This is a genomic window from Reyranella sp., from assembly GCF_030651995.1.
Lineage (GTDB): Bacteria > Pseudomonadota > Alphaproteobacteria > Reyranellales > Reyranellaceae > Reyranella.
Genome location: NZ_JAUSBN010000079.1, coordinates 1 through 12,418, shown reverse-complemented (window position 1 = coordinate 12,418; position 12,418 = coordinate 1). Strand labels below are relative to the sequence as shown.

Annotated in this window: 13 protein-coding genes; 9 read left to right on the top strand and 4 right to left on the bottom strand. The window is 66.7% G+C overall.

Annotated elements, in window-relative coordinates; all coding sequences use genetic code 11:
• Positions 1–10: 10 nt before the first annotated feature.
• Positions 11–490: an rRNA maturation RNase YbeY gene (gene ybeY, locus Q7V45_RS24465; RefSeq protein WP_304856943.1), complete on the top strand. Its 480-nt coding sequence runs from the start codon at positions 11–13 to the stop codon at positions 488–490.
• Positions 491–823: 333 nt separating this feature from the next.
• Here ybeY and Q7V45_RS24460 read toward each other — a convergent pair whose 3' ends face one another.
• The gene (locus tag Q7V45_RS24460) at positions 824–1,654 is read right to left on the bottom strand and encodes an aldo/keto reductase (RefSeq protein WP_304856942.1); all 831 of its coding nucleotides are present in this window, start codon (positions 1,652–1,654) and stop codon (positions 824–826) included.
• 51 nt (positions 1,655–1,705) lie between these two features.
• On the opposite strand from Q7V45_RS24460, the gene Q7V45_RS24455 reads away from it, so the two are divergent.
• The 5 genes from Q7V45_RS24455 (at position 1,706) to Q7V45_RS24435 (ending at position 8,603) form a co-directional block, all read left to right on the top strand.
• Positions 1,706–2,656, top strand: a complete 951-nt coding sequence (locus tag Q7V45_RS24455; protein ID WP_304856940.1) for a hemolysin family protein — start codon at positions 1,706–1,708, stop codon at positions 2,654–2,656.
• 15 nt (positions 2,657–2,671) lie between these two features.
• Positions 2,672–4,195, top strand: coding sequence for an apolipoprotein N-acyltransferase (gene lnt, locus Q7V45_RS24450; RefSeq protein ID WP_304856939.1), 1,524 nt, complete (start codon positions 2,672–2,674; stop codon positions 4,193–4,195).
• Positions 4,196–4,412: 217 nt separating this feature from the next.
• Complete coding sequence (locus Q7V45_RS24445) at positions 4,413–4,841, top strand: helix-turn-helix domain-containing protein (protein ID WP_304856938.1); 429 nt, start codon at positions 4,413–4,415, stop codon at positions 4,839–4,841.
• A gap of 192 nt (positions 4,842–5,033) precedes the next feature.
• The gene (gene metK, locus Q7V45_RS24440) at positions 5,034–6,320 is read left to right on the top strand and encodes a methionine adenosyltransferase (protein WP_304856937.1); all 1,287 of its coding nucleotides are present in this window, start codon (positions 5,034–5,036) and stop codon (positions 6,318–6,320) included.
• A 183-nt stretch (positions 6,321–6,503) separates the two neighbouring features.
• Positions 6,504–8,603, top strand: coding sequence for a peptidase domain-containing ABC transporter (locus tag Q7V45_RS24435; protein WP_304856936.1), 2,100 nt, complete (start codon positions 6,504–6,506; stop codon positions 8,601–8,603).
• Positions 8,604–8,606: 3 nt separating this feature from the next.
• On the opposite strand, the gene Q7V45_RS24430 is transcribed toward Q7V45_RS24435, so the two are convergent.
• Genes Q7V45_RS24430 through Q7V45_RS24420 form a run of 3 tightly spaced genes read right to left on the bottom strand, consistent with a single transcriptional unit; the run spans position 8,607 to position 10,779 of the window.
• Positions 8,607–9,074 carry an MmcB family DNA repair protein gene (locus tag Q7V45_RS24430; protein ID WP_304856935.1) on the bottom strand — a complete coding sequence of 156 codons (468 nt, stop codon included), beginning with the start codon at positions 9,072–9,074 and terminating at the stop codon, positions 8,607–8,609.
• A gap of 11 nt (positions 9,075–9,085) precedes the next feature.
• On the bottom strand, positions 9,086–10,291 hold the full coding sequence (locus Q7V45_RS24425) for a tetratricopeptide repeat protein (RefSeq protein WP_304856934.1): 1,206 nt from the start codon (positions 10,289–10,291) through the stop codon (positions 9,086–9,088).
• Positions 10,288–10,779 (bottom strand): hypothetical protein, encoded by a 492-nt coding sequence (locus tag Q7V45_RS24420; protein ID WP_304856933.1) that lies wholly within the window; start codon positions 10,777–10,779, stop codon positions 10,288–10,290. Before Q7V45_RS24420 ends, Q7V45_RS24425 begins: the two co-directional genes overlap by 4 nt.
• Positions 10,780–10,890: 111 nt before the next feature.
• Here Q7V45_RS24420 and Q7V45_RS24415 point away from each other — a divergent pair, with 111 nt between their 5' ends.
• From Q7V45_RS24415 to Q7V45_RS24405, 3 genes are all read left to right on the top strand, one after another.
• Positions 10,891–11,268 (top strand): hypothetical protein, encoded by a 378-nt coding sequence (locus Q7V45_RS24415; protein WP_304856932.1) that lies wholly within the window; start codon positions 10,891–10,893, stop codon positions 11,266–11,268.
• Complete coding sequence (locus Q7V45_RS24410; RefSeq protein ID WP_304856931.1) at positions 11,268–12,116, top strand: alpha/beta fold hydrolase; 849 nt, start codon at positions 11,268–11,270, stop codon at positions 12,114–12,116. Before Q7V45_RS24415 ends, Q7V45_RS24410 begins: the two co-directional genes overlap by 1 nt.
• Positions 12,117–12,208: 92 nt before the next feature.
• Positions 12,209–12,418: Ldh family oxidoreductase (locus Q7V45_RS24405; protein WP_304856930.1), on the top strand; the 210-nt coding region annotated here is incomplete at its 3' end.

Sequence of the window (12,418 nt, the reverse complement as noted above, 5' to 3'; positions counted from 1 at the left end):
CACGGTCGTCGTGCTCGACGAGGCCTGGCTCGAGGCCTTGCCCGAGGCCGAACGACTGGCGAAGCGCGCGACACGGGCGGCGTTTGCCGGCGCACGCCGGCGCGGTCGTCGCTCGCTGAACGTCGCCCTGGACGACGACAAGGGCGTGCGCGTCCTCAATGCGCGCGACCGCAAGAAGGACAAGCCCACCAACGTCCTCTCCTATCCCTCCGGCGCGCGCGACTTCCTGGGGGACATGGTGCTGGCGCGTCAGACCGTGTGGCGGGAGGCGCGCGAGCAGAGCAAGTCGCCGGCCGACCATTTCACCCATCTGGTCGTGCACGGCACCTTGCACCTTCTCGGCTACGACCATGAGACGGGGGAGTCTGATGCCGAGCGCATGGAGGCATTGGAGCGTCGCATCCTGGCGAAACTCGGGATTGCCGATCCCTATGCCCTCGATGAGCTGACCGTCGAAAAAAGTCCGAAGCCCGGTGGGAAAACGAAATAACCAAAATAATCGAAACAAACGAAGCCGGAGTCGCGCCCCCTGATTCTCAGGTCGTGATGCCCCCTGACGGATCAAAGTCGCTCGTCGGGACTGCTGAAAAGCTCATCTCTACAGCCTGTTCGAGTCTTTCCGAGTCCGATCGAATCACCAACCAACCTCATGCTGAGGAGCGCGTCTCGAAGCATGGGAACGAGCACCACGTCTGTTGCCGATCCTTCGAGACGCGCCGCTTCGCGGCGCTCCTCAGGATGAGGTAAGTGCTTGAATTGATTCAATTCATTTCCGGCCAGCCCCTCAAGATGAGGGGGCGGGTCGACTTGAAGCGGAAAGACTCTAGAGCATCTCGAGCGGCTGCTTCGCCCGCGGCGGCGGGAAGGCGCGGTCGAGGTCGGCCAGGATCTTCTGGGTCAGCTTGACCTGGAGCGACGCGAAATTCTCCTTCACGCGTTCGCGGCTCGCTGATTTCGGAATCGTGACGACGCCGGGTTGGGCAAGCAGCCAGGCCAGCGCCAGTTGCGCCGTCGTGCAGCCGACCTCGTCGGCAAGTTTCTTGAGCGACGCCTTGCGCAGCAGTCCGCCCTGGTCGAGCGGCGAATAGGCCATCAGCGGGATGGAGCGCTTGCGCATCCAGGGCAGCAGGTCGAATTCCGGGCCACGGCGTGACAGGCAGTAGAGAACCTGGTTCGTGCCGTTCAAACCCTTGTCGAGTTCGGCGGTATCCTGCATGTCGTCGAGGTCGAAGTTGCTCACGCCGAAATCGCCGATCTTTCCGGCGTCCCTCAGCTTGTGAAACGCCTCGAACGTTTCCTCGATGCGGGCGCCGCCGCGCCAGTGCAGCAGATAGAGGTCGATGCGCTCCAGCCGCATACGCTTCAGGCTGCGCTCGCAGGCAGCAATGGTGCCGGCGCGCGAGGCGTTGTGCGGGTAGACCTTGCTCACGATGAAGGGCCGGGTGCTGCGACCGGCCAGCGCATCCCCCACGATCTCCTCGGCGCCGCCTTCACCGTACATCTCGGCCGTGTCGATCATGGGATAGCCGAGATCGAGGCCGTATTTGAGGGCGTCGAGTTCCTCGGCCCTCCGGCGCGCATTCTCGCCCATGCGCCAGGTGCCGAGGCCGAGCACCGGCATTTCCGCTCCGGAAGGCAGCTTGCAGGAACGCATCGGGAACTTCCATGGATTGCAACGCGGAGCCGATAGCTTATCTTACCGACCATGCCTGACTCCACAGCGCACAGTACCAGGCCGGGTTACAGCCCGGCTTCGTCGACTGAGCCTCTGACGACCCCGGCCACCTCGCCGGCCGTCCCCGATGTCCCTCCGAGCGGCGGGCTCCTGCGCGCCCTCCTGCGGCGGCTGCGCCGCCGGGAGAAGAACGAAGCGGTTCGCGAAGCCATAGAAGAGCTGATCGAGGAGACGCCCGAGAGCGACACCCCGATCAGCGAGGACCAGCGGGTCCTGCTCGCCAACATCCTGAAGCTGCGCGACAAGACCGTCGCGGACGTCATGGTGCCGCGGGTGGACATCGTGGGCATTGCCGCCGACACGCCGCTCGACGAAGTGGTGAGACTGATCCAGGCCGAGGCGCACTCGCGCTATCCGATCTATCGCGAGTCGCTCGACGACGTGATCGGGATGATCCACATCAAGGACGTGCTGGCCTACTGGGGCACGTCGAAGAAGTTCAATCTTCGCGACATCCTGCGGCGCGTCGTGTTCGTGGCGCCGACCCTTCCGGTGCTCGACATGCTGCTCGACATGCGCCGCTCGCGTACGCATATGGCGCTGGTGGTCGACGAATTCGGCGGCACCGACGGACTGCTCACCATCGAGGATCTCGTCGAGGAGATCGTCGGCGAGATCGAGGATGAGCATGATGTCGCGCAGACCCCGACCGTCGCCCGCCGTGTCGACGGCACGATCGACGTCAACGGCCGTACGCCGATCGAACTTCTCGAGGAGGAGATCGGCAAGGTCCTGTCCGAAGACGAACGGCGTGAGATCGATACGGTTGGCGGATTGATCTTCTCGCTGCTCGGCCGCATTCCCGAACGCGGCGAAGTGGTTCGTCATCCGTCGGGTGTGGAGTTCGAGATTCTCGATGTCGATCCCAGGCGCATCCGCCGCCTGCGCGTGCGGCCGCCGACAACGGCGCCGGCGGCCTGATCCTCGAATGATGCGATGATCCTCAAAGGCTGGCGGGCCGCGGGTGCCGCCTTCGTGGCCGGCGCGCTCGCTGCGCTGGCGATGCCGCCCCTCCACTGGCTGCCGCTCGCCGTGCTGGGCATCGTGGCTTTCGTCTGGCTGTGGGATACCGCGCCGGGGCCCAGGAGCGCCCTGTTGCGCGGATGGGCCTGGGGCACCGGCCATTTCGCCGTCGGTTCCTATTGGATACTGGAAGCCTTCTTCGTGCCGCCGGCGGATTATGCACCGCTCGGCCCGCCCATCGTCGTCGGACTTGCCGCCCTCCTGGGTTTCTTTCCGGCGATGGCCGCAGGCGCCGCGAAATGGCTGGCGGTGCGATCGCCATCGCTGGGCGGCCGCTACTGCCGCCTGCTGCTGCTGGCCATCGCCTGGACGATCGCGGAATGGCTGCGCGGTCACGTCTTCACGGGCTACGCGTGGAATCCGCTCGCGCATGTCTGGGCCTTCGCGACGCCGTTGCTGCAGGGCGCGGCGTTGTTCGGCGTCTACGGTCTTGGCCTGCTGACCTTCATAATCCTGGCCGCCCCGGCCGCGGGCTGGCGCGCGTCGATCCTCGCCCTCGTCGTCGCCGGCGGCGCGGGCTTCGCGGGGCAGGCCGTCATGGCGCCGGTCGACACGGCGGGGGACGGACCCATGGTACGCATCGTCCAGCCCAACACGCCGCAGGCGGAGAAATGGCGCCCGGAGATGCGCTCGGCGCATATGGCCAAGCTCGTGGAAATGAGCCGCCGCGACGGCTTCGACGGGCTGGCGGCCGTGATCTGGCCGGAAACGGCACCGCCGTTCGTCGTGCAGCCCGGTTCGGCGGCGCTCGAGGTGATGGCGAGGGCCGTACCGCCCGGGGGCTACCTCCTCACCGGCGCGGCGCGCGGCACGCGCAATCGAGAAGACGGGGTCTGGAACTCGCTGCTGGTGATCGACGGAGCGGGCGAGATCGTCGCCACCTACGACAAGGTCCATCTCGTCCCCCTGGGCGAGTACATCCCCTTCCACAAGCAGCTCGCGCCGGTTTCGGGCTTCATCGGACGTGGCTCGTTCGAGGTGGGTGAATCGCGCGTCACTCTCGATCTGCCGCGCCTGCCGTCCTTCTCGCCGATCATCTGTTACGAGGTGATCTTCCCGGCAGCCGTCACCGGTCCGGGAGCCCGGCCGCGCTGGCTCCTGAACGTGACCAACGATGCCTGGTTCGGCCTTTCCAGCGGCCCCTACCAGCACCTCGCCAGCGCGCGCCTGCGCGCGGTGGAGGAGGGCCTGCCGATGCTCCGCGCCGCCAATACGGGGGTATCGGCGGTGATCGATGCCTACGGCCGCGTGCTGGCTGCGATCGACATGCAACGGGAAGGCGTCATCGACCATCGGATTCCCACCGTCCGCGAACCGACTCCCTATGGCCGTTGGGGCGATGGGGCGCTGGTTGTGCTGCTGCTCGTCGCAACGGGATGGCTGATGGTCGCAATGCGTTTCACACGATGTGAAAAAACAAGAGATTCAACGCCTTAACTCCCTGCTCCCTGCTTGCATTCTGATGGGGACACGATTAAGTAATATGCAGCTTGCGCGTGCAGATATGCATTTTTGCACATCTTTGTCTGATCGTGGGCTCCGCACGCCATTCGGCCATGTTTGGGTCGTATCGGCGTTGGACCGTGGCGTGTTTGGAAAAGTAGGGGAATCCATGGCGAGATCGCATCCCGTTGACGTTCATGTTGGAGCGCGCATGCGCCAGCGGCGCACTCTTCTCGGCATGAGCCAGGAGAAGCTCGGGACGGCGGTCGGCCTTACCTTCCAGCAAATCCAGAAGTACGAGCGCGGCTCCAACCGGATCGGCTCCAGCCGCCTGTTCGAGTTCGCGAAGGTCCTCGATGTTCCGATTTCCTATTTCTTCGACGAGATGCCGTCGAACGCCCTGGCGGGCCGTCCGATGTCGGGCCGCGGCAAGAAGGGCGGTTTCGGCGAGGCCGGGACGCCGTTCGAGCAGGAGAAGGATCCCCTGATCAAGCGGGAAACCCTCGAACTTGTCCGCGCCTACTACAAGATTCGCGAGAGCAAGGTGCGCAAGCGCATCTTCGAAATGGTGAAGGCCGTCGGCGCGGCCAGCCACGCCGAAACGGTGGGATCCCGCAAGGGGGCCAAGGCCCGCGACTGAGGACGTGGGAATTCATCCCGCGATCCTCTTGATTTCCGCCGGTTTTTGGCGTTTTTAGCGAACCGCGGTCCCGGTGGTCGGGATCGCCGCGGACGGATTTGGACGACTTGCCACCGCGCAAACAAAGGCTAAGCCGGACGTTGGCGGCACCACCCGCCCTGCCCGGAGTCCAGTGCACTTTGGGAGGGATCGTTGGCGCTCAAGGACTATATCTTCACCAGTGAGTCGGTTTCGGAAGGCCATCCGGACAAGGTCGCGGACCAGATTTCGGATGCGATCCTGGATGCGTTCATCGCCAACGACGTGAAGCTCGGCCATGCCGACGACAGCCACGCCAATACGCGCCTTGGCTGCGAGACGCTGGTCACCACCAACAAGATCGTGATCGCCGGCGAAGGCCGCGCCTCCGAGCCGTACATGAAGAAGTACGGCAAGAACACCGTCGTCAACCGCGAGGCGATCACCGAGATCGCGCGCGATGTCGTGCGCGACATCGGCTACGATCAGGACGGCTTCTCCTTCCACGGCGCCGACGTCGAGGTGCTGCTGCACGGCCAGTCGCCCGACATCGCGATGGGTGTCGATGCCAAGAAGAAGGGCGGCAATCTCGGCGAGCAGGAAGGCGCGGGCGATCAGGGCCTGATGTTCGGCTTCGCCTGCCGCGACAGCGAGGAATACGAGAAGGGCTCGTTCATGCCCGCTCCGATCTTCTTCTCGCACAAGATCCTCGAAGTGCTGAGCAAGGCCCGCCGCTCGGGCGAGCTCGGCGACCTGCAGCCCGACGCCAAGAGCCAGGTGACGGTGCGTTACGTCGATGGCAAGGCCGTCGGCGCCACCAAGGTCGTGGTCTCCACGCAGCATCGCGAGGCCACCGCCAAGGGCAAGAAGTACAACTCGGGCATGATCCGCGAGATGATCACGGGTCACGTCGAGAAGTCGCTGCCCAAGGGCTGGATGCCCAAGAAGGCGTCCGACTTCTTCGTCAACCCGACCGGCAATTTCGTCGTCGGCGGTCCCGACGGTGATTGCGGCCTCACCGGCCGCAAGATCATCGTCGACACTTACGGCGGCTTCGCGCCGCACGGCGGCGGCGCCTTCTCCGGCAAGGACCCGACCAAGGTCGACCGCTCGGCCGCCTATGCCGCGCGCTATCTCGCCAAGAACGTCGTCGCGGCTGGGCTCGCGGATCGCTGCCTGATCCAGGTCGCGTACGCGATCGGCGTCGCCGATCCGATGTCGCTCTACGTGAACACCGAAGGCACCGGCAAGGTCGACGAGCGCAAGCTCGAGAAGGTCCTGTCGGAACTGTTCCCGCTCCGTCCGACCAACATCCGCCGCTCGCTGCAGCTCAACAAGCCGATCTACCAGCGCACCGCGGCCTACGGCCATTTCGGCCGCAAGCCCGAGAAGGACGGCGGCTTCTCCTGGGAGCGCACAGACCTCGTGACCGAGCTGAAGCGCGCTTTCGGCGCCCGCTAGGCCTTTCGATCAGCAAAAGCAGGGCGCGCGACGCAGGTCGCGCGCCCTTTGCTTTAGGAAATACTCCTAGATCATTGAATCAAGGGGTGTTTCTGGTACCCTTCAGGGATGGCTCCCCTCGAGAACGGAAGCTTCCAGCCGTCCGTATGGGACGAAGCGGGCCGCCCCCGCGTCGATTCCCTCATGAGGGCCCTGCTTTACATCACCCAGCAGGTCGGCCGGCCTGTCAGCGAAGCCGATATCCGGCGCCTGACGACGGTGCCCGCGGCCGGCCTCGACGAAGCGGCCTTCCTGACGGCGGCAACTCGGCTCGGCCTGCAAAGCGAGGCGGTCGATCTCGGTTCCCGTCTGCTCGATGAACTGCCGGTTCCCTTCGCTCTCCTCGCCGCCGGCGGGCTGGTCCATGTCATCGTTTCGGGACGCGCCAACGACTGGACGGTGCTCGATGTCGTCGAGGGCCGTGTCTGGCAGGCGACGGCGAAGGAAGTCGGCGTGCTGGGCTCACGGGCGCTGTTGCTGCGCCAACCGCTGGGATCGCTTCCCGCGGAGCCCTGGTACGCACCGCTCTGGGTGCGGGTGCGGCCAGTCGTCTTCAAGCTCGCGGCCACGTCGTTCGTCATCAACCTGCTCGGGCTTCTCACGCCGCTTTTCATGATGCTGGTCATCAACACCGTGGTCGGGCGCTATCACCCGCCGGACGGTCTCTCGTCGATGATGTTGCTGCTGTGTGCCGGCATGCTCCTCGCCTATGCCGCCGACTTCGGCCTGCGCGTCGTGCGTGGCTGGCTGTCGGCCCGGACCGGCGCGCGCCTCGACGCGTTGATGAGCGCCGAAGTGCTGCATCACCTGATGGCCTTGCCCTACCGGCATTTCGAGCGCACGCCATCGGGCGTCATCGCCGAGCGGCTGCGCCAGCTTGACGTGCTGCGCGGCTTCTTCACGGGACAATTGCCCGTTCTGGCCATCGACCTGCTGTTCGTCGTGCTGTTCCTGATCGCCACCTTTCTGATCAGCACGACCCTGGGGCTGATCACCGCTCTCGCCATTCCCGTACTGGTCGGCGTGTCGCTCGCCAGCCATCGTGCGCAGCGGCGCCTGGCCGACGAGAACTTCCAGGCATTGGCCGCGAAGAGCTCGACCCTCACGGAAACCGTGGCCAACGCTGCCACCATCAAGGCGCTCGGGCTCGAGGGCGAGGTCGAGAGGCGCTGGCGGGCGCGCGTCGAGCAGTCGGCGCGCAGCAGCCTGCGGGCCAACAACCTTGCCAATATCTCCGCCAGCGCCTCGGGCACGCTGCAGCTCGTGGCGTCGCTCGCCATCGTGATGATCGGTGTGACCGAGATCGCCGATCATCGCCTGACGATCGGCGCCCTCATTGCCGCCAACATGCTCGCGGCGCGGGCGCTGCAGCCGATGCGCCAGCTCGCGGGAGCGTGGCACCAGCTCCAGGCGGTGAGCGCCGCCTTCAAGCGGGTCGACGAGCTGATGCGCGAGACGCCCGAGGCGGCACCGGGCGAGTTCGCGCCCATGCCGGCGCTGTCCGGCGAGATCACGCTCGAACGGGTGACCTATCGCGCCCACGAACGCGGCGCGCCGATCCTGCGCGAGGCCGATCTGACGGTGGCAGCGGGAGAGATCATCGGCATCGTGGGTCCCTCGGGCTCGGGCAAGACCACCATCGCCAACCTGGTGCAGGGTCTGGTGGGCCCGAGCGACGGCCGAGTCCTGGTCGACGGTACCGACATCGCCCATATCTCGCCGGCGCAACTGCGGGCGCAGATCGGCGCGGTGCCGCAGGACGTCCAGCTCTTCACCGGGACGGTGCGCGAGAATATCGCGATGGGCGTCATGGACAAGGATCCCGGCCGGGTCGTCGCGGTCGCGAAGTTCGTCGGCGCGCATGACTTCATCCAGCGCCTGCCGCAGGGTTACAACACCGTGCTCGGCGAGCGCGGGCAGGGCCTGTCGACGGGCCAGCGCCAGCTCCTCTGCATCGCCCGGGCGCTGATCCGCAATCCGCGCATCCTCATCCTCGACGAGGCGACCAGCGCGCTCGATCCCGCCACCGAGGAGCAGCTCCTGCGCCAGCTCAAGGCCAACACCCGCGGGCGGACCGTGATCATGATCACCCATCGCCTGGCGCCGCTCGCCATTGCCGATCGCGTGGCGCTGGTGATGGATGGCCGTGTCGAGCGGATCGGCCCGCCGACCGAGGTGATGGCCTATGCCCGCATCCGCATGGCCGAAGCCAGTCGCGGGACTGCACGCCCGATGTCTGGCTGAGGCTCAGACGAACTCGAGGAACTCGGGATCTTCGAGGCGCGCCAGGCGCTCCGACGCGAGGCGCGCGCAGTCGATGAGGAGCGCCTTGCGGCGCGCCGGTGCAACCGGCCGGCGCGGCGGATGGCGAAGGATTTCCCCGCCATAGGCGTCCGCGACGATCAGGCCGACATCCTCGGCAATCAGCGACTGGGGGAAATCGACCGGCACGGCAAAGTAGAGCAGGTCGGACCAGGCGAGATAGTCGGGCCATTTCTGGTCGACCCGCCAATCCTCGATCGACGATTTCACCTCGACGATCGTGAGCTCGCCGCTTGCCGTGATCGCCATGATGTCGGCGCGCCGTCCGTCGGGCAGGGGCAGCTCCCGCAAAACGGAGCGGCCCGACTGGCGCATCAGGCGGCAGGCGCCCCGGCAGACCGCGAGGGTGATGTCAGGGCGCGTCTGGCGCGCAGCGCTCTGCGGCGTATCCACGGTGGTTCACGTCAGCGTCGCACCGGCACGAGGCGCGGCGGGCCCTCGTCGCGTGGCAGCTCGTAGGTCGGCTTGAACGCCTGGGCCAGAGCCTCGCCGCGCTTGCGGTCGCGATCGGAGACCTTGTCGCCGACCTTCTCCCGGACCGCGCGGGCTTCCGGATGGCCGCCCCGCTCGGCGAGGAACAGCCACTTGAAGGCTTCGGCCGGGTCGGTCGCCCCGGCGGTGCCGGTCAGCAGCATGACGCCCAGCGCCTGCTGCGCTCCGGTCAATCCCTGCTGGGCGGCGCGCGAATACCAGAGCTGGGCCTGCGCCGGATCGCGGGGCACGCCCGAGCCCGCGAGATAGGCATTGGCCAGCTTGAACTGGCCCGACGGCACGCCGGCATTGGCGGCGGCCTGGTACCAGCTGATCGCCGACTGCAGGATCTTCTCGTTGGCCGCCTTGTCGCGCGTTGCCGGCGTGCGGACCGCCATGTCGCCCAGCGCGAGCGCCGCTTCGGGCACGCCGTTCTGCTGCGCCTGGATCAGCCAGCGCTGCGCGGCCGGAATATCCTGCTTCACGCCCGATCCTTCGGCCAGGGCCATGCCGTAGCGCAGGGCCGCAAGCATGTGGCCCTGCTCGGCGGCCCGGCGGTAAAGATCGGCGGCCCGTGTCGGATCGGCCGATGCCGGTGGCGCACTCTCCGACATCGCCCGCCCCAGCGCATAGGTCGCGTAGACGTCGCCGCCGGCGGCCGCCTGCTCCAGCCAGGCGCGGGCCTGGATCAGGTCGCGCTGAACGCCCTGGCCGCGGAAGTAGAGCGTGCCGAGATTGAGCTGAGCCCGGCGGTGGCCCTGCGCCGCGGCCTTCTCGAAAAGCTCGACGGCTCGGGCCGGATTGACCGGGACGCCGGCGTCGCCGTTGATGAAGACGAGCGCCAGTCGATGCTGGCCTTCGGCCGAGCCCACGTCGGCGGCGCGCTGGATCAGCTTGAGACCTTCGCCTTTGGCGCCGCGGTCGAGCAGGACGGCGCCCAGCCAGGCATCTCCGTCGGCGCTCGGCGAGCCGAGGGAGCGCAGCGCCCGCTCGGCGGTGGCCGTATCGCCCTGGCGATAGGCGACGACGGCGGGACGCAGCGGGGCCGCGACGTCCGAGGCGTCAGGCGGCTGCTGGGCGTGCGCGACGGTGCTGGCGGCGATCAGGGCCGCGGCGAGCGCCGATCGCGCCACGGTCATTTCGTCTTGAACGTGTAGGCGAGAGCGGCCGCCTTGGCCTTCTCGGCTTCGGCGGCCGGCAGTTCGCGGGCCGCCTGCTCGAGCGCCAGGTTGGCGCTGGGGACATTCCAGCGGTCGGCGATCGCACACCACTTGTAGGCTTCGAAGAGGCTCTTCGGTACGCCCTTGCCTTCCGCGTAGGCGCCGGCCAGTGGCACCATCGCCGGCAGGTAGCCGCGCTCCGAGGCGTCGAGAAGGAGCGGCGTCGCCTTGTTGATGTCGAAGAGCTTCGACTCGGCATTGCCGTATACGTAGAGGCCGAGCAGGAACTGGGCGCGCGGGTCGCGTTCCTTGACCAGGAGCTGCAGCTCCTTTTCGGCCGTCACGGGATCGCCGGCCTGCAGGGCCTTGACCGCTTCCTCCATGCCCGCGGCGGCGGGTTGGGCGGCGAGCAACAGGGTGGCCACGGCGAGGGGCAGGGCGGCGCGGACGGAACGAACGAGATGCACGGAAGAAGCCTCCGGGAAGCACTGCCGGTATTGGCGGAACGGCGGACCGTCTAGCATGGAATTGAGGCCGAAACACGAACCCGGACGGCCTCGCGAACGACGGAGGAACTCATGCTCGAACAACTTGCGGGCCTCGTGAACGGCGACGCAGCCCTGGTGCGGCGCGGCCGGCATCTCAGCGGCGCTTTCCTGGTGGAGGCCCGTCCGCGGTCATGGCTGGTCCATGTGCTGCGGGGCCGGATCGAGAAGGTCGAGGAGGGGCCGTTCGTCATGCCGTCCTGGCGCTTCGCCCTGCGTGCCGACGAAGTGAGCTGGCGGCGATTCTGGCAGCCGCGGCCGGCGCCGGGTGACCATGACCTGCTCGCCCTGGTCCGCCGCGGGCTCCTGAAATTCGAAGGGGATCTCCAGCCGCTCATGGCAAACCTGCTTTACATCAAGGGTGTCCTCGAGGCGCCGCGTGCGCTGACCAGGCGGGAGGGAGCGGTATGATGCCCGCGGGACTCGAGCCGATCGTCGGCCGCTACCTGTCGCTCGATTTCGAAGGAAGGCGCTATCGCGTTTACTTCGAGGAAGCCGGCGAGGGGATCCCCTTGCTCTGCCTCCACACGGCCGGCGCCGACGGCCGCCAGTATCGCGGCGTGCTGAACGACGCCGAGGTCACCAGGCGCTTTCGCGTCATCGCCTTCGACATGCCCTGGCACGGCAAGTCGTCGCCGCCGGCGGGCTGGCACAACGAGGAATACCAGCTGACCTCGGCACAATACACCACCATGATCCTCGAGATCATGACGGCGCTCGAACTCGACCGCCCCATCGCGATCGGATGTTCGATCGGCGGCCGCATCGCGCTGCATCTGGCGCTCGAACATCCCGAACGCTTCCGCGCCATCATCGGCCTGCAGGCCGGCGCCCATGTCGATCCCTATTACGACCTGAATTTCCTGCACCGGCCCGACGTTCACGGCGGCGAAGTCGCCGCTGCCATCGTCTCCGGCCTGGTCGGGCCCGACGCGCCCGATGCCGAGCGCTGGGAAACGCTGTGGCACTACATGCAGGGCGGTCCGGGCGTCTTCAAGGGCGACCTCTATTTCTACAAGCTCGACGGCGACATCCGCGACCGCGTCGCTCAGATCGACACCCGCACATGTCCGCTGTTCCTGTTGTCGGGCGAATACGACTATTCCTGTACCCCGGAGGAAACGCTCGCCGTCGCCGGCAGCATTCCAGGCTGCGAGGTCACCATCATGAAGGGCCTCGGCCATTTCCCGATGAGCGAGAGCCCGGCGGAGTTCTTGCCGCATCTGCTGCCGGTGCTGGAGAAGATCGGAAGCCGCTGATCGTTCGGTTCAATTGCCAATTCCAACGCAACCCCTGCCAAGCGCGACAAGCCGGGCTTCAAACATCGGCACGTCACAAAACGGAGCGAAACATGATTATCGACCATTTGAAGCTGCTCAAGCTTGCGAACCGCATCGCCAATGTCGGCGGCAGTTCGCCCGCCGAGGCGTCCATCGTTGCCGAGCATCTGGTCGAGGCAAACCTGCGCGGCCACGATAGCCATGGTGTGGGCATGCTGGTCGCCTATGTGCGCGACCTCGACAATGGTACGCTGAAGGTCAACCAGGCGCCCGAGATCGTG